The organism is Niameybacter sp. (assembly GCF_036655075.1).
Taxonomy (GTDB): domain Bacteria; phylum Bacillota; class Clostridia; order Lachnospirales; family Cellulosilyticaceae; genus Holtiella.
The window spans coordinates 39,739-63,850 of record NZ_JAVVQU010000001.1 but is presented as its reverse complement, the minus strand read 5'-3'; the positions used below and the strand labels follow the sequence as shown (position 1 = coordinate 63,850).

The 24,112-nt window shown below is 35.6% G+C and carries 21 protein-coding genes; 19 read left to right on the top strand and 2 right to left on the bottom strand.

Features of this window, described 5'->3' with window-relative positions; all coding sequences use genetic code 11:
• Window positions 1-6: 6 nt before the first annotated feature.
• The 8 genes from RRY75_RS00270 to RRY75_RS00235 all read left to right on the top strand — a co-directional run bounded on the left by RRY75_RS00270 (window position 7) and on the right by RRY75_RS00235 (window position 9,121).
• Window positions 7-1,932, top strand: coding sequence for a DUF5693 family protein (locus RRY75_RS00270; protein ID WP_332493506.1), 1,926 nt, complete (start codon window positions 7-9; stop codon window positions 1,930-1,932).
• A complete protein-coding gene (gene csaB, locus RRY75_RS00265; RefSeq protein WP_332527163.1) occupies window positions 1,911-2,993 on the top strand; it encodes a polysaccharide pyruvyl transferase CsaB in 1,083 nt (360 codons plus the stop codon). The genes RRY75_RS00270 and csaB overlap by 22 nt, the downstream gene beginning before the upstream one ends.
• 9 nt (window positions 2,994-3,002) lie before the next feature.
• Window positions 3,003-3,740: a WecB/TagA/CpsF family glycosyltransferase gene (locus tag RRY75_RS00260; RefSeq protein ID WP_332493504.1), complete on the top strand. Its 738-nt coding sequence runs from the start codon at window positions 3,003-3,005 to the stop codon at window positions 3,738-3,740.
• Between the two features lie 267 nt (window positions 3,741-4,007).
• Window positions 4,008-5,126 carry an ABC transporter ATP-binding protein gene (locus RRY75_RS00255; RefSeq protein ID WP_332493503.1) on the top strand — a complete coding sequence of 373 codons (1,119 nt, stop codon included), beginning with the start codon at window positions 4,008-4,010 and terminating at the stop codon, window positions 5,124-5,126.
• Between the two features lie 173 nt (window positions 5,127-5,299).
• Entirely contained in the window at window positions 5,300-6,397 is a 1,098-nt protein-coding gene (locus tag RRY75_RS00250) for a PucR family transcriptional regulator (protein WP_332493502.1), read from the top strand.
• 15 nt (window positions 6,398-6,412) lie between these two features.
• Complete coding sequence (ftsE, locus tag RRY75_RS00245; protein WP_332493501.1) at window positions 6,413-7,120, top strand: cell division ATP-binding protein FtsE; 708 nt, start codon at window positions 6,413-6,415, stop codon at window positions 7,118-7,120.
• The gene (ftsX, locus tag RRY75_RS00240; RefSeq protein ID WP_332493500.1) at window positions 7,089-7,982 is read left to right on the top strand and encodes a permease-like cell division protein FtsX; all 894 of its coding nucleotides are present in this window, start codon (window positions 7,089-7,091) and stop codon (window positions 7,980-7,982) included. The genes ftsE and ftsX overlap by 32 nt, the downstream gene beginning before the upstream one ends.
• An 11-nt stretch (window positions 7,983-7,993) precedes the next feature.
• Window positions 7,994-9,121, top strand: coding sequence for a murein hydrolase activator EnvC family protein (locus RRY75_RS00235; protein WP_332715304.1), 1,128 nt, complete (start codon window positions 7,994-7,996; stop codon window positions 9,119-9,121).
• Window positions 9,122-9,305: 184 nt separating this feature from the next.
• Here the strand turns inward: RRY75_RS00235 and RRY75_RS00230 are convergent, their stop codons facing one another.
• On the bottom strand, window positions 9,306-10,202 hold the full coding sequence (locus RRY75_RS00230; protein ID WP_332492377.1) for a transposase: 897 nt from the start codon (window positions 10,200-10,202) through the stop codon (window positions 9,306-9,308).
• A 106-nt stretch (window positions 10,203-10,308) separates the two neighbouring features.
• Between RRY75_RS00230 and RRY75_RS00225 the strand changes: the two genes are divergently transcribed.
• The 3 genes from RRY75_RS00225 to RRY75_RS00215 all read left to right on the top strand — a co-directional run bounded on the left by RRY75_RS00225 (window position 10,309) and on the right by RRY75_RS00215 (window position 13,564).
• On the top strand, window positions 10,309-11,514 hold the full coding sequence (locus RRY75_RS00225; RefSeq protein WP_332528615.1) for a S41 family peptidase: 1,206 nt from the start codon (window positions 10,309-10,311) through the stop codon (window positions 11,512-11,514).
• 64 nt (window positions 11,515-11,578) lie between these two features.
• Complete coding sequence (locus tag RRY75_RS00220) at window positions 11,579-12,742, top strand: S41 family peptidase (protein ID WP_332492373.1); 1,164 nt, start codon at window positions 11,579-11,581, stop codon at window positions 12,740-12,742.
• Window positions 12,743-12,757: 15 nt separating this feature from the next.
• Window positions 12,758-13,564: a hypothetical protein gene (locus tag RRY75_RS00215; protein WP_332492371.1), complete on the top strand. Its 807-nt coding sequence runs from the start codon at window positions 12,758-12,760 to the stop codon at window positions 13,562-13,564.
• Between the two features lie 48 nt (window positions 13,565-13,612).
• On the opposite strand, the gene RRY75_RS00210 is transcribed toward RRY75_RS00215, so the two are convergent.
• Window positions 13,613-14,431, bottom strand: a complete 819-nt coding sequence (locus RRY75_RS00210; protein ID WP_332492369.1) for a rhomboid family intramembrane serine protease — start codon at window positions 14,429-14,431, stop codon at window positions 13,613-13,615.
• Between the two features lie 160 nt (window positions 14,432-14,591).
• On the opposite strand from RRY75_RS00210, the gene RRY75_RS00205 reads away from it, so the two are divergent.
• The 8 genes from RRY75_RS00205 to RRY75_RS00170 all read left to right on the top strand — a co-directional run bounded on the left by RRY75_RS00205 (window position 14,592) and on the right by RRY75_RS00170 (window position 24,111).
• Window positions 14,592-15,227 carry a hypothetical protein gene (locus RRY75_RS00205; protein WP_332492367.1) on the top strand — a complete coding sequence of 212 codons (636 nt, stop codon included), beginning with the start codon at window positions 14,592-14,594 and terminating at the stop codon, window positions 15,225-15,227.
• A gap of 13 nt (window positions 15,228-15,240) precedes the next feature.
• Window positions 15,241-16,287: an ATP-grasp domain-containing protein gene (locus RRY75_RS00200; protein WP_332492365.1), complete on the top strand. Its 1,047-nt coding sequence runs from the start codon at window positions 15,241-15,243 to the stop codon at window positions 16,285-16,287.
• Between the two features lie 772 nt (window positions 16,288-17,059).
• Entirely contained in the window at window positions 17,060-19,039 is a 1,980-nt protein-coding gene (gene tkt / locus RRY75_RS00195) for a transketolase (RefSeq protein ID WP_332492363.1), read from the top strand.
• Window positions 19,040-19,489: 450 nt separating this feature from the next.
• Window positions 19,490-20,254, top strand: coding sequence for a basic amino acid ABC transporter substrate-binding protein (locus RRY75_RS00190; protein WP_332492361.1), 765 nt, complete (start codon window positions 19,490-19,492; stop codon window positions 20,252-20,254).
• Between the two features lie 237 nt (window positions 20,255-20,491).
• On the top strand, window positions 20,492-21,196 hold the full coding sequence (locus RRY75_RS00185; RefSeq protein WP_332527167.1) for an amino acid ABC transporter permease: 705 nt from the start codon (window positions 20,492-20,494) through the stop codon (window positions 21,194-21,196).
• 45 nt (window positions 21,197-21,241) lie between these two features.
• Window positions 21,242-21,964: an amino acid ABC transporter ATP-binding protein gene (locus tag RRY75_RS00180; protein ID WP_332492357.1), complete on the top strand. Its 723-nt coding sequence runs from the start codon at window positions 21,242-21,244 to the stop codon at window positions 21,962-21,964.
• A gap of 123 nt (window positions 21,965-22,087) precedes the next feature.
• Window positions 22,088-23,068, top strand: coding sequence for a GDSL-type esterase/lipase family protein (locus tag RRY75_RS00175; protein WP_332527168.1), 981 nt, complete (start codon window positions 22,088-22,090; stop codon window positions 23,066-23,068).
• Between the two features lie 140 nt (window positions 23,069-23,208).
• Window positions 23,209-24,111: an SH3 domain-containing protein gene (locus tag RRY75_RS00170; protein WP_332527169.1), complete on the top strand. Its 903-nt coding sequence runs from the start codon at window positions 23,209-23,211 to the stop codon at window positions 24,109-24,111.
• The last annotated feature ends 1 nt before the right edge of the window (window position 24,112 follow it).

Sequence of the window (24,112 nt, the reverse complement as noted above, 5' to 3'; positions counted from 1 at the left end):
GATAAAATGAAAAAGCAAAGTAAACTGATTATCAATGGATTGATCGTGTTATCTTTACTCGTGTGTGTATTTGTAGGGATAAGACGTATGGACGTAGAACAAAATTATAATGATATTCAAATCGCTATTCGCTATAGTGATATATTAAATATTGCTAAGCAAACCAATGAACCAATTGAAGATGTATTAAAACAGTATAAAGACTTAGGCGCCAATGCCTTGTTTGTAAGAGAGAATACAGTACTTCCAGTAGCTAATGCAGACTTTACAAACTTTAAAGAACAAGGTAAAGCCACTGTATATGAAGGTTATGAGCTAGAAAAGGTTTATCCAGAAAGTAATAATATTAGAAGAAGCAACCTTTATATTGAAGCATATGACCAAGAAACCTTTGATTTAATCTATAATAACTTAAGTTCAAAAGGGATTAGTACGTACACAGCCTTAATTGAGGGTATAAATTATATTGAAGTGACAGTTCCTATTAGTATATTGACCACAATGGGTGTAGGTTATAACTACAGTGACTTACAAATTGCAGCGGATTTAGGGTATGTGATTTTACCACAAGCGAAATCTTGGGATCATGTCTCAGAAGAATCCATTCAATCTTTTGTAGAGCAAATTGAAGCAATACCAAACCTTGGAACAATCTATTTTGCAGATGGTGTCATTGTAGAGCCAAAGCATCCTGCTATTGTAGAAATGATAGAAAAAAATGGTCTTGGCTTTGTAGAATTCTTCTCTGAAAAACAAAAAGGGTTTGAAACCTTAGCTAAAGTATCAAGTGAAAAGGGCACAGCTTTCAATGTAGAGCGTCTACATACAGTAACTGATGCACAGGTTAAACAATATACGCCAGATGCTTTAATGGATAGATATATGTTAGCGCTTACAGAACGTAATCTACGTACCTTCCTTTTCAAAATGCCAAACACACTAGATATTGAAAAAGATGCTAGTTTCTTAGCAACAAATATTGGGATGTTTACAGAATTGACACAAGCTAAGGGCTACAATACAGTGGATGAGATGTCTTCTTATAACTTACCAATGGGAAGTTATGGACTGAGCTTGCTTGCTGGTGTAGGCGCGATTTTAACCTTTGTTTTACTTCTTGATCATTTAAAGCTTACCAAGATAGGGTGTATCTTAGGAGCACTTGGCCTCATTGGCTATGCAGGCCTCTTAAAAGTGTCACCAGATCTGGGCATCAAGCTTATGGCACTCTTTGGTGCAATTATTTATCCAACGTACGGTGTAACTGTTGTCTTAGATGACAAAGCACGCACTATGCAAGAAACTGTTTTTGCCTTCTTAAAATGTAGCTTGATTTCGTTTGGTGGTGCTTTAACGATCATTGGCGTACTTTCACGAACAAGCTTTGGACTTGGAATTAATATTTTTGCAGGGGTAAAAGCAGCGATGCTCCTCCCAATTTTAGCTGTTTTAATTATTGCTTATTATGAACGTCATGGTTTAAACTATGAGTATTACAAAGAACTTTTAAGCAACAAAGTGACCTACTTTGCATTAGGCTTAATGGCGATAGGTGGGATAGTTTTACTTATTTATACTTCTCGAACAGGTAATTCAGGGAGTATTTCAGCATTAGAATTAAGTTTTAGACAATTCTTAGATACAACGCTGGGTGTTCGACCAAGAACAAAAGAATTCTTAATAGGGCATCCGATGATGATGGTCATGCTTTATTATGGATATAAAGAAAAGTATATCCCACTTCTTGCTCTTGGAGCTATTGGTCAAATTTCATTGGTTAACACGTATGCACATATTCATACACCTGTTCTTATTTCACTTATTAGAATGGGATATGGTCTGATCTTTGGTATTGTTATTGGTCTAATCTTTATCTATGCAACCAAATTAATAGGCAAGGTGATAAATAAATGGGTTCTAAAAAATCAGTAGTATTATCAGGGTATTATGGATTTAACAATATAGGTGATGAAGCTGTACTGTCTTCTATTATTACAGCCCTTCGTAAGCATATACCAAATGTTGAGATTACAGTCTTATCCAATGCACCAAGTCAGACAAAGGCATTATATGGGGTAGAGGCTATTAATCGTTGGGGCATCAAAGAGATTAGAGAAGCTATTAAAAAAAGTGATTTAGTGATTAGTGGTGGCGGAAGTTTGCTACAAGATGTCACAAGTAGTAAGGTTATTCCTTACTACTTGGGGATTGTTAAAATAGCACAATTTTATAAAAAGCCTGTTGTATTCTACTCACAAGGTGTGGGGCCCGTTGCAAAAGGTTTAGGAAAGATACTTATTAAGCAGATTTGTAACAAAGTAACACATATTTTTGTAAGAGAAATAGGGTCCAAACAGCTTTTAGAAAGTTTAGGGGTAACCCAAACACCGATTACAGTAGCAATTGATCCAGTACTCGGGATTGAGCCTAAGGCAGAGCTTGTAGCAGATGTAAAAGCAAGACTTCCAGAAGGGAAGAAAGTGGGCTTATACATTCGTCCATGGAAGCATGATGAAGAGATGATACAAAAGATAGCACAACTTGCACAGCATATTGAATCATGTGGTTATGCACTTTATTTCATTCCTATGTACCATAAAGAAGATTTAGCCATTGCCAAAGCCATTGCAAGTCGTGTTAAAGGTAAAGTACATGTCATTGAGCAGGAGATGACTATAGATGAAGTTGTGGCTTATACAGTGCAATTTGATTTTATTGTAGGGATGCGTCTTCATAGTTTAATTATGGCACATGCTGTAGAAGTACCAATGATTGGTCTATCTTATGACCCAAAAGTAGCAGGATTTTTAAAAGAGGTGCATGCACCTTATTGTATGTCAGTAGATGCGATTGATGAAGTGGTGATGAGAGGCTATGTAGATGATTTAGTGAAGCAATTAGAACAAGAAAGAAAGCGTATACATCTTGTAAACCAGGATAAAAAACAAAAAGTAGAATTGCCAGCAGCTTGTATTCGTGAGCTGCTAGGCTAGGAGGCAAATATGAGAGATACCATTAACATATTAGATATACCAGTAGACCGTATAACCATGGAGGACGCAACAAGACGCATCAGTGAATTTGTGAATTCTTCAAGCTATCATATGGTGTTTACACCAAACCCAGAGATTGTGATGCTAGCTTGTAATAATACAGATTTTAAAGAGGTGATGCAACGTGCGGACTTGATTGTACCAGATGGTATTGGTGTCGTACTTGCCTCTAAAATTTTACGAGATGCTTTGCCAGAGCGTGTAGCAGGCTATGACTTAGTGCAAAATACAATGAAACAAGCAGCAGATAAAGGCTATCGTTATTACTTCTTAGGAAGTAAGCCTGGAATTGCAGAGCAAGCATCCCAGAAGATGCGTACGAAATATCCGGGTATTCAAATTGTAGGTGTCAGGGATGGCTATTTTAAAGCAGAAGATGAGCCTGCTATTATAGAAGAAATCAACAATAGTCATGCCAACATTTTACTTGTTGCACTCGGTGCACCTAGACAAGAGTTGTGGATTGACAAATACAGCAGCCAGTTACAACACGTTCGTGTAGCTATTGGGGTAGGTGGAAGCTTAGATGGGATGGCAGATGTAGTCAAACGTGCGCCAGAAATCTTCCAAAAGCTAGGACTTGAATGGTTCTATCGCCTAGCGTGCCAGCCTACACGTGCAAAACGTATGTTAGTGTTACCTAAATTCGTTATAGAAGTGATAAAAGAAAAGTTTCACAAAGAATAACAAAAACATTATATTTAATATGACTTTTAAGTAACTAGTTGGTCATATAGTACAGTTTATGGATGAAAAGGGATACGGTTCTTAATCTTAATTCCATAAACTGTAATTTCTATTTAGGACTATTAACTAAAATAGATTTAGGCTTTTTATCAAAATAGCGAATAGCTTAGTTTATAAAAATATAGTATATTTATATTATTAATTAAGCACTGTGTTTCAAACCACGTAAGAGCAATGAATTAAAAATAGCCAAGGGGGAAAAAAATCATGGCAGAATTAAAATTAAATAATATTTACAAACGTTATCCAAATGGGTTCGTAGCAGTAAAAGACTTTAACCTTCACATTCAAGATAAAGAATTCATTATCTTCGTAGGTCCATCTGGATGTGGTAAATCTACTACATTACGTATGATTGCAGGTCTTGAAGAAATTTCTTCAGGTGAACTTTGGATCGGTGACAAGCTTTGTAACGATGTAGCTCCTAAAGATCGTGACATCGCAATGGTATTCCAAAACTATGCGTTATACCCACATATGTCAGTTTACGATAATATGGCATTTGGTCTTAAACTTCGTAAAACTCCAAAAGATGAAATCGAACGTCGTGTTATGGAAGCAGCTAAAATCCTTGATATCGACCAATGTTTAGATCGTAAACCAAAAGCATTATCAGGTGGTCAAAGACAGCGTGTTGCTATGGGTCGTGCTATCGTTCGTGAACCAAAAGTATTCTTAATGGATGAACCTTTATCAAACCTTGATGCTAAACTTCGTGTACAAATGAGAACAGAGATCTCTAAATTACACCAAAGACTTCAAACAACTTTCATCTACGTAACACATGACCAGGTAGAAGCGATGACACTTGGAACACGTATCGTAGTATTAAAAGATGGTATTGCTCAACAAATTGATTCACCTGCTAGACTATATGGTCAACCAGAAAACTTATTCGTAGCTGGATTCATCGGTTCACCACAAATGAACTTCATGGAATCTAAAGTAGTAGTTCGTGGAGAAGACACTCTTCTTACATTTGGTACAACAGAAGTTGTATTACCAAGAGAAAAAGCTGATCCATTAAAAGCTGGTAACTACGTTGGTAAAAGTGTAATGATGGGTATCCGTCCAGAACATATGGCTGATATGGATACAATCAACGATTACGAAAAAGATAAATACTCAGTAATCACTGCTACAGTAGAAGTAACAGAGATGCTTGGTGCTGAAACTTACCTTTACATGGTATGTGAAGGCCACAACATTACAGGTCGTGTTAACCCAAGCTGTAAAGCTAAACCAGGTAGTTCAATTGCTGTCGGTATGGATGTTGCAAAAATCCACTTATTCGACCTTGAAACACAACTTACAATTACAAACTAATTTGTATGCAAAAAGCCTGCTCCAGAAGAGCAGGCTTTTTTATATTTTCGTAAAAAAGTTGATTTTTATTAACAAAACCGAGCGGAGTACTTTTTTTTTGTCTGTAAATAGGATAAAATAAGGTATAATGCGATAAAACTAATTCTAAATAGAGAAACTAGGAGCTGATAAAAGTGATTTCAAATCAAATTTTACAAAACACGATAGACGGCCTTAAAAATATTACAAGACGTGATTTTAATATACTTGATGCAGAAGCAAAAATTGTAGCAACGACTATTGAAAATGCAGTAGGCGAATATGTACCAGAGGTAGAATCTTTTATTAATTCACATGCAGATAGCCAAGAAATGCAAGGCTTACATTATTTCAAAATTTATGATGAATATTTAGTAGAATATGTACTGGCTGTAAGTGGTTCAGATGATGAAGCATACAAGCTAGGTAAACTTGCTGCTTTCCAAATCAAAAGTTTACTCGTAGCATATAAAGAAAGATTTGATAAAGATAACTTTATTAAAAACTTACTTTTAGATAACCTACTTCTTGTAGATATCTATAGTAGAGCGAAAAAGTTACACGTAGAAAATACAGTACCACGGGTTGTAATCTTAATTGAATCTAACCAAAGCAAAGAAGCTAATATTTCAGAAATCTTAAGAAGTATCTTCCCAGATAAATCAAAAGACTTTGTAACAGCTGTAGATGAAAGAAGCGTTATCTTAGTAAAAGAAGTTTCAACAGGTGAAGAACTAGAAGTAGATAACTATTCTAAAATGATTTATGACACATTAAGCTCAGAAGCGATGAGTAACGTACACATTGCAGTAGGGACTGTTGTATCTGACCTTAAAGATGTATCTAACTCTTATAAAGAAGCAAGTATGGCACTTGAAGTAGGAAAAATCTTTAATTGTGAAGATAATATCTCAACGTATTCAAAACTAGGCATTGGACGTATCATTTATCAATTACCACTACCACTTTGCAAAATGTTCATCCAAGAAGTCTTAAAGGGTAAAAAAGTTGAGAACTTTGATGAAGAAACACTTATGACTGTTAATAAATTCTTTGAAAACAGCTTAAATGTATCTGAAACATCAAGACAACTTTACATTCATAGAAATACACTCGTTTACCGTTTAGATAAACTCCTTAAAATGACAGGTCTTGATCTTAGAAAATTTGATGATGCCATTGTATTCAAAATTACAATCATGGTAAGCCAATACATGGAATACATGGAGAGACAAAATTCAGGTAAGTTATAAAACGGGGGTAGGAGCATGATTTATTTAAATAATGTGTCAAAGACTTATCCAAATGGCACAGTGGGGATTAAGCCTACCTCTTTGAGTATTGAAAAAGGTGAATTTGTTTTTATAACAGGGAATAGTGGCTCAGGTAAATCTACCTTGTTAAAGCTGATGCTTAAAGAAGTAGAGCCAACACATGGTAAGATTACGATTAATGGGCGCGAAATAACAAAGCTTAGGCGCAAACATGTCCCTTATTTAAGAAGAGATGTAGCAGTTGTTTTTCAAGACTTCAGATTGTTGCCTAATAAAACGGTTTATGAAAATGTAGCTTTTGCAATGCAAGTGGTACAGGCCAGTAGTAAAGAAATTAGACGTGCAGTACCAGTCGTTCTTGGTTTAGTAGGACTTGCTAAAAAAGCTAGATGTTATCCACATGAACTTTCCGGTGGGGAGCAACAAAGGACAGCAATTGCCCGTGCTATTGTCAATAACTCACCCATTTTAATTGCAGATGAGCCTACAGGAAACTTAGATCCAACGACTTCATGGGAGATTATAAATTTACTCTTAGATATTAACATGAGAGGTATAACTGTTATTGTTGCAACTCATGAAAGAGAAATGGTCAATCTTCTTAAGAAGCGTGAGATTGAAATAAGTGGTGGGATCATTGTGAAAGATGTCCAAGAAGGAGGATGCCAAAATGAAATGGAATACCATCAAGTATCTTTGTAAAGAGGGCATCCTAGGACTATGGAAAAATAGATTGATGGCACTCGCATCAGCAGGAACGATTATCCTGTGTTTGTTGATTTTAGGTATATCGTATTCTATTGCTGAAAATATAGAAACGGTTATGAAACAAGTAGAAGAGCAAATAGGGATCTCAGCTTATATTAGAGACAATGTAGACGGTGCTAGATTAGTAGCCGTTGAAAATATTATTAATAGCACCGAACATGTTTCAGAAGTAAATTATATTTCCAAAGAAGAAGCATTAGAAACCTTTGCAAATGGACAAGAAGACAATAGTCTGTTTGAACAATTTAAAAATGATAATCCTTTGCCAGCCTCCTTTGAAATTAAGGTAGAAGCAATGCAATATCAAGAAGATATCGTTAAGAAGCTACAAAATATACCAGAGTTGCAAGTAGAATACTTTAAAAATGAAAGTATTATCTTTATGAGTATTAATCATTCGATACAATTACTATCAAGTATTCTCATAGGGTGTCTAATCGTTATTGCGCTCTTGTTGATTACTAATACAATTAAACTAACGGTTTATGTAAGACGTAAAGAGATTAACATCATGAAATATTTAGGTGCAACGGATACATTTATTCGCTTACCTTTTGTGATAGAAGGGATACTCATTGGAATGATAGGCTCTCTTATTCCAATATGGATTATTAAAGAAGGGTATCTCATCTTTATGGATTTTGTTGGAGAAGCGTTAGGAAGTTTTATGGGTGGTATAGAAATGGTTCCAATTGGAACCATTATGCAAGGCTTGCTGCCAATGTTTGCGCTTATAGGTATCGGCATTGGTATGTTAGGTAGTGCCATTGCCATTCGTAAGCATTTGAAAGTGTAGGGAGGCATAAGATGAAATCAAGAGTTTGGGGTATATGGGCACTTATTATGCTTGTAGGTGTTATGCCACTTAATGCATCCAATTTATCTAATAAAAAAAATGACTTGCAAGAAGCACAACAAAATATTAAAGATTCAAAAAGTCAACTCACTCAAGTTGAACAAGAAAAGGTACAACTTGAGCAAGAAGTAGATGCACTAGATAAAAAAATTATAGCGGCAGAAGATAAACTTTTAGAAATAGCAACTAACTTAGAAACTAAAAAAGATGAAGTTGAAATAGCCAAGGACGAGTTAGAAGCAGCTACTGAGAAAAAAGAATATCAATATGAAGCCACTAAAGACCGAATGGTACAGATGTATAAGAATGAAAAGTCAGGGTATATTGAACTGATTTTTTCATCAGGTAGCTTATCTGAGCTCTTAAATCGAGCACAGTACATAAAGGTCATTTCAGGATATGATAATCAACTTATAGATGAATACCGCAAACAAGAAGAAGTTATTAACGAAAAGAAAATAACACTTGAGTCAGAACAAAAAGCCATTGAAAGCTTGCATACTAGTCAAGCAGTAGCAATGAAAGATCTAGAAAGCATGCGTGCTGATAAAAATAAGAAAATAGATCAGAAAAAATCCAGAGCCAGTCAATTACAAGAAGAAATTGATGAAATGGAAGAACTCTCTAAAGAGATAGAAAAAGAAATTAAACGCCTCACACAAGCCAGTACGGTGAAATACACAGGTGGAAAGTTTGAATGGCCGGTACCAGGACACTACCGAATCAGTTCACAATACAATCCAAGGAATAATCCTATTTCAGGTATTGCAGAGTTCCATCAAGGCATTGATATACCCGCACCATATGGGAAAGCTGTTAATGCAGCAGCCAATGGACAAGTTATTGTAGCAGGATGGGTAAGAGGATTCGGAAATACGGTTATGGTTGACCACGGAAATGACATTGTAAGTATTTACGGACATAACTCATCCGTTATCGTAAACGTAGGCGAATACGTTACCAAAGGACAACAAGTTGCACGCATAGGAAGCACAGGAAATTCTACAGGTAACCACTGCCACTTCGAAGTCCGCATCAACGGTCGCCACACCTCCCCGTGGAATTACTTAAATAAATAGGGACGGTTCATTCAGCTTGATAAAAATAGATAAGTATATTTATAAAATACTTATCTAAGATAGAGTAGGCTTTATAAGCAGATATAATAAGTAAGGCAATCTAAAGGAAGTATAAATCAAGACATAGCTAATAGGCCAACATGGTAAATAATCATGAGGGTCTATTATTTTATTACTTCTAGAATTAATAAGAATTAATACTAATAAAGTTCTCTATAATCGGCATATCATAAGTAAGGGACAAACCTTTGGTAATTAGAGAAGATACACGTGATCTTGAAATATTGCCTAAAAAAGCACAAATATCTAGGTGAGACATATTGCAGAAAGAATGTAGCATAAAACAGGTTAAAGCACGCAATGGAGTATAAGAGGAGGCGTATTTAGTAAAGACATATTTTGAAGGTTGATTGAGTTGATTAGATACAAAGTTCAGAATAAGTTCAGGAGAATGAATACGGGGGATAAACTTATTATTAACAGATTCAGACATATAAGTAGGTAATTCTACTTCTTTTATAGTATGTGTGTCTATAGTATGATTAATACAGGCATAATATTGCTTTCTATTTTGAGGGTAGTTTAAACCTAATAAGGAGGTAAGAAAAGCACTATCTAAAACTTTAAATCGATTGCAACCTTTTAGGTAATCTATTAAACTGTTATAAGAATACTCTAGAAGACCTTGATTTGATTTAAGAAGATCTTTAGGATTGGCATGAATATATGCACAAACATTAATAAGATATTTATAAGAATCAACTATTCTACTTTTAAAGCGGTCTCGAAAGACGGGACCACTTCTATGATACTTATTGTTATAATAGATAGAGTAGCAGAGGTTGATATAGTGCATAACCTTAGAAATATCGCTACCAAAGCTATCGATGACAAGATGAGCATGGGTATTCATCAAACAAAAAGCATAGACTTTGAAGTTGAATTTAGTTTTAGCTTTTTTTATAAGAGCTAGATAGACATCTTTATCTTCAGAGTTATTAAAAAGGTTAATTTCACATAAAGAGTGAAGCATAACATGAAAAGTACTATTATTCGTTTTAATACGGGCAACTCTAGGCATTAGAAGCATCCTTTCTATTTAATAAGATAATAGAGTATAGCCTGAAATAATAAGGTTTAATCATTAATAATTAAAATGAATGAACCGTCCCTAAGGAGGCAGCAGGGTGGAGAAGAGATTTGTGGTTGGTATAGCAGTGGGTGTTGTAGTGAGTGTGGTGAGCGTGGGTGCTTTGTATGGTACGGGGCATTTGAATAGGCTTGAGAAGCAGTTACAACCGATAGTCGGGGCTAAGGTGGATTATTATAACAAGGCAAAGGCAGGGGCATTGAAGCAGGTTGTACAGGGTAAATATATTGGTGAGAATTCTGAAGAGGATATGCTTGAGGGTATTTATAAGGGGTATGTGTATGGTGTTGGTGATGCGTATACGTCTTATTTGCCTGAAGATGCTTTTATGAAGGAGCAGACGGAGGCTGAGGGGAATTATATTGGTACGGGTATTCGTTTTACCTGGGGTATTACCAATCAGTATCTTATAGTAACAGAAGTTATTCCTAACTCTCCGGCTGACCAGGCTGGCATTGTAGTGGGGGATAAAATCTTTGCTATAGATGGTATTAAGGCATTGGGTTCAAATGATACTCATATTTATGAAAAGCTTACTTATAATGGGAAGGACTCTGTAGTCTATACTTTTAGAAATAATGATGAATCCGAAACACGTGAAGTGAGTCTTGTAGCAGATGTAGTCAAAATTAATTTAGTGACTGCCGAGTTGCTAGAAGATGGCATAGGTTATATTGCTTTAGATGGTTTAGCAGGTGGAACGACTAAAGAAGTAGAAGCGAAGATTGAGGATCTTGTAAGTCAAGGTGCAACTTCTTTGGTTTTAGACCTTCGTGGTACATACAGTGACAACCTTGAAGAGGTGCAAAAGCTATGTGATTTATTTTTAGAGGAGCAAGTAGTTTTCTCAGTTAAGCATAAAGATGGTACAGTAACTCCATACAAAGCAACACAAGGAGGGTACAAGATGCCGTTAGCCGTTTTAACAAGTGTATATACCGAAGGGGTGCTAGAGGCTTTCCCAGCGGCTATTCAAGCGTCTGAGCGAGGTGCCTTAGTGGGTATAGAAACAGCAGGCAATGGAACCACACAAATTCGTGTACCTTTAGAAGATGGTTCGGGCCTTTCTATTACAACAGGTCTTGTATTAGATGCTAAGGGCAATCAGATTAAGGATAAGGGTATTGAACCGGATGTGGAGCAGCAGACTATTACAGAAAATACCTTAGAACTTGTGACAACAGGAATGCTTAAACTTGAAAATGATGTGGTGTTGCAAAAAGCCATTGAAGTTTTAAAATAAGGATAAGAAACAAAAATATGACGTAAGCTATCATTAATTCTATAGTGAGGGATGTGAATACAAAGTGAAACAAAAAGGATTGATCAAAGGTACAGCAATTGGCTTTGTATTATCAACAATCATTTTATTTAGCGCCACTTTATTTGCAGATAAATATGATTATGTTGATAAAAAATTAGAAGTGATTCAAAAGACATTACAAGACTACTATGTAGGAGAGTTAGACCAAGTAGCCATGGAAGAAGGCATTTATAAAGGCTTAGTCTCTGCGGTGGGGGATCCATATACCACCTACTACACAAAAGACGAATTTGCAGAGGTCATGGAAAAGTCTAGCGGTGTCTATGCAGGGATTGGGGTTCAAATGATGGTAGATCAAAATGATAACAGTATTTTGGTCACTGATGTATTCCCAGGTTCTCCAGCCGAGAAGGCTGGTATGCTCATCAATGATAAAATTATTGGTGCAGAGGGACAAAAGCTAACTGGTGACGATTTTAGTACAGCACCTAAAATCATTAAAGGTAAACCGGGGACAAAGGTGAAAGTGAACATCTTTAGACCATCAACCAATGAAACATTAGAGTTAGAAATGAAACGTGAAAATGTCATTTATCCTTCAGTTGAACATAAAATGTTAAAAGAGGACATTAGTTACATTAAAGTACGTGAATTTGAAGAACTAACATATAAACAATTTAAAGAAGCTTTAGATGCAAGCGAAAAGGCAAATGCTAAAGGCCTTATTATCGACCTACGTAACAACTCTGGGGGACTCCTAGATATAACAGTAGATATGGTAGATGAATTGATTCCAGAAGGCATCATTGTCTCTACAAAGGATAAACAAGGCAAAGAAGAAGCGATGTATGCAGATGAGCAATATATAGACCTCCCTATCGTTGTACTTGTAAACGAAAGAAGTGCCAGTGCTTCAGAAGTTCTCTCAGGTGCACTCAAAGACCATAAACGTGCCACTTTAGTCGGCAAAAGGACCTATGGGAAAGGGATTGTACAAACCATTATGCCACTTACTGATGGATCAGCCTTAAAGGTTACAACCTCTCAGTACTTTACACCAAGTGGTGTATGTATCCAAGGAGAAGGCATTGCACCTGACTACGAAGTAAGCTTACCACCTGAACTTATGATAAAACCTGCTTTAGAATACGATGAAGATGTACAGCTTCAAAAAGCTGTAGAAGTGTTGACAGAGCAAATGAAATAAGTTTAGGGGGCAACTATGATAGCTTTTGTACAGTATCTCGTACTGTATATAGTGAAAAATATGGGGCTCATAATATGTGACCCCATATTTTTTTTAATTCTCGTATACAGTATGTTCATGTACAAAAGACAAATGGACCAAATACAACGGTATAATTCCTTTAAATCTTTTATATTTCAAACCTTACCAGATATCTTAATAGGTTTAGGGATAGGGCTAGTAGCCAGCGGTGTACTTGCCTATTGGGGTATTAACTTTGAGGTAGATATCAACATTGTAGTGCTCATTCCTATCGCCATTCTACTTATGCTTATTGGAACCAAGTGGGGGTGCTTCTCCTATGTAGTGCCTATAAGCTTTATGATAGAAGGATTAAGTAAGCTATTTCATTATAGCCTCTTTACGCTAGATTATGAGATGCTCATCTATTTAGTAGGTGTCTTACATATTATAGAGGGAACACTCGTCTTGCTAAGAGGATATCAACATGCCAAGCCGTTTCCTGTATATCGACAGAACAAACTTACATATACGAAAGTGATGAATCATATTTGGATGATTCCTTTTGTGGTGACCATTATCCCACAGTTTATACCCATTCCCTTATACGCTGTCTTAGCTTATGGAGATGAGGCGAGGGTACGCACTCCTAGAAAGCAGGCTTGCTTAACAGGTGGATTAATCCTCGTTTTTGGTGTTATCATTTTTATATTGGCTCACTTTATGCGATTAGGATGGATTCAAACAGGGGGGGTTATCTTGCTTATGCCAGTATTGCATGAGATGATTTTTGTAATAGAAGGTCATATGAATAAAAAATAAGGTGGCAAGCCTAAATGGTGTCGTTACACACCAAAGGCTTGTCACCTCTTATTTTACATGCTCATGATTTTTTAAGTGATCCATACAATACTCATAGTTGCCGTTACAAGAAGAGCAATATCTAAATTCCGCATCTGGGTCATCTAACTCTGTTTTTCCACACACATGGCATTTATGGAAGGCCACTTTGATAGGGGCACGTTTTTCAACATCCAGTTCACGTTTAGCTGCTTTAAATTGTTTTTGACCAGCATAACCACTTTTACGCACCTTTTGGTGTTTCAGTGCAGGAAGGCCAAAGAAGATAAAATAGCCAAGAAGTGAAGCTGCAATCAAAGCAAAGTTAGCAAGACCACCACCTAGGATATCTGCTCCAATTAAGATAAAGTAGAGCACAAGAAGGTATTTAGCTTTAAACGGAATAATAAAGTATAAGTAAAAGGTTGCATCAGGCATTAAAGTTGCAAATGCAATAAATAAAGATAGGTTGATATAATAAATACTTGGCATTCCATTAAAGATAAAGCTCACAAGAATAGAAGCAATAATACTGGAGAGGTAGAAGACATTAAAGCCAAAACTCCCCATATAACGTTCGAGTTGTTGTGAAATAGAATAATAAATGAAGACCATCAAAAGGAACATTAAAGGTGAAAACGTATTGGGAATAAAGATGAATGAAATAAGTCGCCAGATTTGTCCCGATAAAATAGCACCTCGATCAAACATAAGAGCAGTAACTATACTTACATTCCCTGTCAAAGTGGTAATTAAAAAGACAAGAGCTTGACCCATAAGAATATACATCATTAAATTAGGAATTGCATATTTACCAAACTTTTTCTCAAGTTTATATAACCATGGCATAATCTAAGAAGCCTCCTTAAAAATAATTGAAATACATACTACTTACATATGGTATAATTATAGTATTAAAATATGATAGTAATATAAACAAAACTTGCTTAAAGTATAGCATAGGCGAAAATCAAGTAAAAGAGGCAATTATGTGAGAAGGAGAAACTAGATGAAAAGTAACAAAGAAAAATTTAAAGCGATGAATAAAAAACAAAAAATGGAGTATATTTGGGAATATTATAGGTTTACTATTTTAGGTACAATTGTAGGTGTCTTTCTAGTAGGACAAATTATTATCCTTGCGACAAAGCCTAAAGTAAACTTTGATACCCATCTTATTGTTACCTCAAAAATGGTTCTTGATTCCACTAAAATGGAAGAGGAAGAACAATTTTTTCAAGAACAATTTAATGCAAATTTATATTACTTACCAGCAGACTGGTCAACAATGGATTCAAGTATGATTATCAATGACCAATTGATGATGCTTAAGGTTCAAGTAAGAGAAGTGGATGTCTTTGCTATGTCCCAAGCACGTTATGATAAATATATGGAAATAGAAGGATTTGACCCATTTATCGCTTTAGATGAAGTACCGGAAATGGCCTCATTACTTGAGCAATATAAAGATAGTTTACTCACTGCTACGAGCCTAGAAGATGGCAAAGAGCATGTTTATGGGATTCAAGTTGAAACGCTTAATCATCTAGAAGCTGGGAAGTTTGCAGAACCACTTGTTATCTCTATGATTTCAGTTCCAAAGAACTTGGAAAAAGCTGTAGAAGTTATAGACTATTTAATTTAAAGGAGGAAAACGTATGAAACAGGATCCAATTGAAACACTCGGTCTAGTAGGTGGAAACCTTTTAGCAAGTATGCTTGCCTTAGAGGCGAAAAAAAGAGGTATTAAAACGATTCTGTTAGAACCCGAGCTTGGAAATATTGCAAGTGAAGCATGCAATACGCATATTACAGCAAGTATTACACCAGAGCATATTCAACGTTTAGCCCTCAAAGTAGATGTCATCATTTTCTGTACGACCAATGTTCCAGTAGTAGAAAAGGAAACCTTAAAAACATGTAAGGTGTATCCAAAAGAAGATGGCATTGACCTTATAGCCAATCGTGTCCAACAGCTCATTGCAGCAGAACTTGCCGAGGTACCCACACCGAAATATTATCATCAAAGCAATAAGCTTACATTCTTTAAGCAAATGACAGATGTAGAAATTCCATTTAAACTCTATCAGCTGTATCCAGACCGATATGAGATGATGGAGGTGTATACACAAGAGGATTTAGAAAATTTCATGTATGACATAGATGATTCAGCTACAGAATGGCTTATTGAAGAGATTAATGAATATGATCGTTTCTTAAGTGTTTCAGCATTGAAAACAGAAGGTAAAGTATATCTCTATCCGATTCAAGAAGAAATCTTAAATGATGAGGCTATTAAATATATTTACATGCCAGCACCTATTACAAAGACGATGCAAAATAAACTCAATAAGTTTGCAAAAAAACTTTTAAAAGAGGTTTCTACAGCAGGCTTATTTACTTTAAAATTTGGTATGAAGAAAAATCGTCAAGTAGAACTCATGAATGTAAATCCAGGGATTACAGTAGGAGATATGGCAACACATCACTATACAGACTTCTCAGTTTACGAGCAATTTATGAACTTAATAGAGGGCTATCCAGTTAAAGAGGGTGAGTTGGTTAAACCAAGTGTAACTACTGTCATTAAAGAAAATGACCGTCCACACCGTCCAGATTTTCCATATCATCATTACACACTCGATCGTCACAACCAGTTGCCAGTAAGCATTTATATCAAAGAAGATAAAGAAGTAGAAGGTTAAATTTAAAGGCACATAAAAGGTAATGAAGTGATTACTTCAAGAAAATAGGTTCTAAAAGAGAGTGTTGTACCGAGTAAAATCGGTGCAACACTCTCTTTTTAAGCCTAGAAATATAGAAATCCTGATATGCTTGCCATGTTAAGAATGGAAAAGTGTTTTGAGGAAGATGAGGGACTTTGCCTATTGGTGTTGTAACATTGAATGCTTTATTATAAGCAGTAGCAGTCAGGACCTCTGTAGGATAGTGGCCAACAACTCAAATTGTATTTTGTATACAGATACGGGTCATATAGGTTGCTTTATTGTATTGCTTCTCTAGCTTTACTCCTTAATACTGATTGATTATTTCAAAGCTAGATCGTCTAAAGAGTAGTGAAAGTGATCTGAAAATACATAAATAGAGGTTTTAAAATACAGACCAGAGTCACGAAAGTTTAAGCAACAAATGAATTTATCAAGAGAAAAGCTGCATTTGAAAATTTAATCTACAAATGCATAAGTGTTAAATGCTTCGTCATAATTATTATAAAGTCCCAGATATATTTTTTTTGTTTTGTACAAATAATAAGCAAGGAATTGATTGCCGACAGACGCATAAATATATCGGAGAAAAAGGAAGAAAAGTAAAGTCTATAACCGAATGAATAAAAGGAAGAGTAAGAATTTGTCAATATAAGTAGAATATCAGCAAAACGTGTATACAATACGAACAAAGCATATTATAATTACTATAGGTATGAAAGCTGTATGTATTTTAAGGAGGAAATTTTAAATGAATTTAGTAGACCAAAAGACGATTAACACCATCCGCATCCTGTCAGCAGAAGCAATCCAAAAAGCCAATTCAGGGCACCCAGGCTTACCACTTGGTTCAGCACCTATGGCTTACACATTATGGGGCAAACACTTAACACATAACCCACATAATCCAAATTGGGCTAACAGAGATCGCTTTGTTTTATCAGCAGGTCATGGTTCAGCTTTACTTTATTCTTTACTTCATGTATTTGAATACGGTCTTACAATAGAAGATCTTCAAAACTTTAGACAAGAAGGAAGTCTTACACCAGGACATCCAGAGCACGGTCACACAGTAGGTGTAGAGCTTACAACAGGACCTCTTGGCCAAGGTATTGCATCAGCAGTAGGTATGGCAATGGCAGAGCGCCACTTAGCAGCACACTTCAACAAAGAAGGTCATGACATTGTTGACCATTATACTTACGCATTAGTAGGTGACGGTTGCCTTATGGAAGGTATTAGCTACGAAGCAGCATCACTTGCTGGTACATTAGGTCTTGATAAATTAATCGTTCTTTACGATTCAAACAATATTACAATTGAAGGAGATACTCAAATTGCTTTTACAGAAAATGTAAGAGCGCGTTTTGAGGCACAAGGTTTTGCTACATTCTTAATCGAAGATGGTAATGATGTGGAAGCGATTTCTAAAGCTATTACAGATGCAAAAGCTTCTGGCAAACCAAACTTCATTGAAGTAAAAACAAAAATTGGTTATGGTTGTCCTGCAAAACAAGGTAAAGCAAGTGCACACGGAGAACCTTTAGGATATGACAATATCAACGAAACAAGAAACTTCTTAGGTCACCATGACCAAGATTTCTTCGTAGAAGATGAAGTAAAAGCAAATATCAAAGCAATCAACGAAGAAAATGCTTCAAAAGAAGCAGCATGGAATGCTTCTTTTGAAGCTTACGCACAAGCTTATCCAGAACTTGCAAAAGAATGGGCAGCTTGGCATAGTGATGAAGCAGTAAGTCTTGAAGACCTTTATGCAAATTATGAAGATACTTCAAAAGCGCTTGCTACGCGTCAAACTTCATATGAAATCATCAACCAAATTGCAAACAGAGTAGAAAACTTTGTAGGGGGATCTGCTGACCTTGCACCATCTACAAAAACATATATGGAAGGTAAAGGTGATTTCCACAAAGATAACTACGCTGGGAACAACCTTCACTTCGGTATACGTGAACATGCGATGGCAGCTATTGCAAATGGTATGGCTGTACATGGTGGACTTAAAGTATTCTGTTCAACATTCTTCGTATTTAGCGATTACATGAAAAACTCTATGCGTTTAGCAGCGCTTATGAACTTACCAGTAGCTTACGTGCTTACACATGATAGTATTGGGGTAGGAGAAGATGGCCCAACACACCAACCAATCGAACAACTTGCTATGTTACGTAGTATGCCAAATATGGTTACAATTCGTCCAGCAGATGGTAAAGAAACAGTGGCAGCATGGGAATATGCTTTAAATAGCAAAGAACATCCAGTATCACTTGTTTTAACACGTCAAAATTTACCTTACTTAGCAGGTACAAGCAGTGATGTTAAAAAAGGTGGTTATGTAATTGGGGAAGTAGCATCAAAAGATGCAGACATCATTCTTATTGCAACAGGTTCAGAAGTAAACCTTATTGAAAAAGCGGCTAAAGAATTAGCAGCAGAGGGCATTAAAGCAGCAGTTGTAAGTATGCCATCTACAGACCTTTTTGAAATGCAAGATACAGCTTACCAAAATGAAGTCTTACCAAAAGACAAAACAAAACGTGTCGTAGTAGAAGCAGCAAGCTCATTCGGCTGGCACAAGTATACAGGATTCGAAGGGGCAGTAATCTCTATGGATACATTCGGAGAATCAGCACCAGCAGAACTTATCTTCAACAAACACGGTTTCACCGTAGAAAACGTTGTAAAAGTAGCAAAAGAAGTTTTAAACTAGTTAAATAGATGAAATAACCTAAGAGGAGTTGCCTAAGAGTAGCTCCTTTTTTTATGCATAAAAATAATTGTATTTATAATATAGATAAAACTTATTTCATACATATCATAAACAAGTTATTAACAAGAAAATAATGGGACAAACCTCTATAAATCAAGTTATTCACAGAGTTATACACATTATCCACAGGACAAACACCCACAAAACATATGTTTGTATAGCAATAAACAGATAAAATTGTCGAAATAATTTTTAAAAAGTGTATAACATCTTTATAAATCAATAGTATCAATGGTTTAAGATATATATAGGCTATTTTATACTATTAAAATGATGGAAAATATTAAAAAAGCTATTGACTATTAATTCGTATATGTTTATAATTATTCATAAGTTAGCAGTTTAAAAAGATACTGTAATGTAAATAAATTAATATAGGGGGATTTAGTGATGAAAAAATTTATAAAAATAAGCAGTTTAATTTTAGCAGGCGTATTAAGTTTGGGTGTATTAGTAGGATGTGGAAAGCAAGAGAGTAATGTGATTGTTATGGGAACCAATCCAACATTCCCTCCATTTGAAGATATTCAAGGTGATGAGATTGTAGGATTTGATGTGGAAATTAGTAAGCTTATTGCACAAAAGTTAGGAAAAGAACTTAAAATAGAAGATATGGAATTTGGTCAATTATTAGGAGCCACATCAAGTGGGAAAATTGACTTTATCGCAGCAGGGATGACTGCTACAGAAGAACGGGCCAAACAAGTTGATTTTTCTATTCCTTATTTTGAGTCTAAACAAGTTATTATCGTAAAAGAAGATAATGATACCATTGCAACAGCAGAAGATTTGGAAGGTAAAAAAGTAGGGGTACAACTAGGTACAACAGGGGACTTATTTGTAAGTGGTTATGAATCAGATGCAGGAGCAACTATTGAGGTTGTTCAATTTGATAAAGGTGCCATGGCAGTTGCTGACCTTTCTATCGGTAAAATAGATGCAGTTGTACTAGACGCCGAGCCTGCTAAAAGAATTTTAGCAAACTATGAGGGGGTTAAAGTTGTTGAAGCACCTTTCATTGAAGAAGTGTATGCGATTGCAGTTAAAAAAGGCAATGCAGAGTTACTTGCAACAATTAATGAAGTGTTACAAGAAATTCAAGAAGATGGCACATATGATGCACTTTATACCCAATACTTTGGTGTAACAGAGTAACTATTAAAGATAATAAAAGAATCACCTATGGGGTGAAGTTCCCGTAGGTGATTCTTTTAGGTTAAAACACGAATGACGTCAAATGTTTAAAGAGCTTGATGAATGACATTTAGGATAGAAAATCAAAACTTAAACACTTATATAAAATATTTAAAATTGTACTAGAAAACAATTATAATAGTAGATATAATAAATAGTAGATAGAGTGTATAAATATTAGATGGTGGGAGGATTTTTATGTTTAGTTGGGATACAACAGTTGCTTTTTTTGAGACGTTTATAGCACAAAAGTATTATATAACACTCCTTAATGGGGTACAAGAAACATTACTTTTAACTTTGATTGCTACAGTTATAGGGTTGATCATAGGTGTGATTGTAGCAATGATTCAAGTTTCGGAGTTTCCAAATCGCTATAAATGGTTAGGCTCGATTTTAAAACGTACTACAAAGTTATATGTAGATTTAATACGTGGAACACCTGCTATTGCCCAAGTCAGCTTTATATGGTTCGTTGTATTGGCACAGTCTAGTATGCCACGTGCAGTAGGAGGTGGTATTGCCTTTGGGATTAACAGTGGAGCATACATGGCAGAACTTATTCGTGCAGGCATACAGGGTATTGATAAAGGTCAAATGGAAGCTGGGCGTTCTCTTGGTCTTTCTTATGCACAGACTATGAAGTTAATTATTATTCCACAAGCTTTTAGACATATGTTACCAGCCCTTGTAAGTGAGTTCATCATTTTAATCAAAGAGACAGCTGTTATTGGGATGATTGGAGGACGTGACATTATGCGTGCAGCGAATATTATGATGTCCGACTCAGGTAATTTTATATGGCCAATCTTAATTGCAACTGCAACTTATCTTGTGTTAACAAGTACGTTTACTTATATTATGCGTATTGTAGAAAGAAACATGAATAAAGGACGATTCTAGGCGAACTTTCCTTGGAACTAAGAAATGTATAAAAGAGGTGAAATCATGATAGAAGTAAAAGGATTACATAAGAGTTTTGGAGCACTACATGTCTTAAAAGGGATTGATGACTCTATTCACAAGGGTGAAGTGGTTGTTATAATAGGTCCATCAGGTTCTGGGAAGTCTACCTATTTACGCTGCATCAATCATATGGAAGAGCCTACACAGGGGCAAATCTTAGTAGAAAACGTAGATATTACAGATAAACAAGTAGATATTAATGAGATTAGACAAAAGGTGGGAATGGTATTTCAACACTTCAATCTCTTCCCGCATATGACCGTTTTAGAAAATATTACATTAGCACCTATGCAAGTGAAGAAAATGAGTATAGAAGAAGCTAAAGACATTGCTTATACACTCTTAGACAAAGTTGGACTTAGAGAAAAAGCAGATGAATACCCAAACAAACTTTCAGGAGGACAAAAACAAAGGATTGCTATAGCACGTGCATTAGCTATGAATCCAGAAGTGATGCTATTTGATGAACCAACATCAGCCCTAGACCCTGAAATGGTTAAAGAAGTCTTAGAAGTTATTAAAGACCTTGCTAAAGAAGGCATGACCATGATGATTGTAACGCATGAGATGGGATTTGCCAAAGAGGTGGGTACCCGTTTAGTCTTTATGGATGAAGGTAAGATTCTAGAAGAAGGATGTCCGAAAGAAGTGTTTGATAACCCGAAAGAAGAAAGAACACAAATTTTCCTAAGCAAAGTACTATAGTCATTGATTGGGTTAACCAATAATTATTTGAAAATACAAAACAAAATATTTCCTAATTTAAAATTCAGTAGACGTAGCTAAGTTGAATTCCAGTAGTAAATTAAAGAAAAAGAGGATATGAAGATGTTGCAATATGAAGAAGTATTAGACGCGTATGGAACGGTAGGCCGTTGGTTTTGTAAAGAGATAGAGGGTATAAAGCATTGGATTACAATTAATATGGGCGCACAATTATATTTTAAAGTTCAAGGTACAAGCCAAATAACACTGCATTTTAAACTATGGAACACACCTTCAAGTATTGCCTATCAGATTAATGATGGACCACTAAACGCTATAGTTGTTTCAGAAGAAATTCAGATAGCTCAAGACCTTGACCCACAGAAGACTTACTATGTAAGGGTTATCACAGAGGATATTCCAGAGACTAATGATTTATGGGTAGAGCATGAAGGAGTAGCATTACGTGAGGTAAAAATCGACCAAGGGGGGATACTCAAAGGTGTTAGACCAATACACGATAAAAGTATTCTTTTTATTGGTGACAGTATTACTGCTGGGATTGGAGCACGTAGAGATGGAAGAGGACAGCCATATACAGGCGCAGCGAGTATGAATTATGCAGCTATTTGTAGCAAACTACTAGGGTATACGGATATAAGATGTGCTTTTGGCTATACAGGGATTGTAAATCCAGGTCCTATAGGTATTCCTGCATGTAGTGGCTATATCAATAATATATGTGAAGCTATAAGTGATGAAAGTCAAAATCCTGATATTGTTGTGATTAATCATGGAACAAATGATAGCCTACATAATCAATCTGTAAAAGCTTTCAAAGAAGGGTATAAGGCATTACTTGTACAATTGAAAAGTAAGTATCCAGAGGCTATTATTTTTGTCATGATTCCATTTGGACAGTATATGGCACAAGCTATTAGAGAAATAGTGGGAGGAACAGAAGGTATTGTCTTAATAGAAACAATGGACTGGCAAGTAACTTATGTTGGAGATGGTGTCCATGTAGATTTAGAGGGGAGTGAAACAGCTGGTAAGCAGTTAGCGGTGGCTATAGGCAATGTCATTCAAAAAAGGAATAAATAAGGACAGTAACTTATACTAAATAGAGTTTATAGGGCGTTCCAAAGGTTGCCAAATCATGAATAATTAGGTATAATAAACTTAATTAATAACTATGTAATAAATGTAACAAGTACATAACAATATAAGGCAAGAGGTGACTTATGAAAACGACAACTATAAAATTCTTATTATGCACAGTAGTAGTTACGATGATGACAACAAATACTTTTGCAAATGTAATTGGGGTAGTACAATCTGCAGGGGGGGTAGGGTATAATAAAGAGCAAAAATATACGGTTGAATTAAATAAAGGTACACAGCTCCAAATTGTAGATTTACAAGAAGGTAAAGATGCCTATTTGATTAATGCACAAGGACAAACAGTAACTGTAAATAAAGATTATCTCTCAATTAGTAAAATACTTACTGAAACAACAGTAGGTGGTGTTAAGGTAAGGAAGTTACCTAGTGCAAAGAGCACACTTTTAAAAACATTAGATAGCAATCAAGTAGTAAATGTTTTGGGCCAAAATGAGAAATGGTACAATGTGGTACTAGAAGATGGAACTGAAGGCTTTATTTATAAAAGTCAATTATCAGATGAACGACTAAATATGATTCAAAGCAAAGTGTATGAAGCTCAAAAGATAGAAGTATTAAACTGGAGTAATGCTAAAAGTGTGGTGCCAAGAGGTGCTATTGTAACGATTGAAGATGTGTATACAGGTAAAACATTTAAGGTAAAGCGTACCTTTGGAACCAATCATGCAGATGTAGAAGCATTAACTTTAGAAGATACCAAAATAATTAAAAATATATGGGGGGGCTTTTCTTGGGAAAGAAGGCCTGTGATTGTACATATTAATGGGCGTATGTTAGCTGCCGCTTTAGCGGGCATGCCACATGCAGGAAGTTCTTTGAATGCAGTCAAAAATAATGGAATGAGTGGTGTGCTAGACTTGCACTTTATAGGAAGTAAAAGACATCAAGAAGGTAATATTGCCGCAGTAGTTGACCCACAGCACCAAGCAGCCATTAAAGTAGCGGCTAAGTATAAAAAGTAAG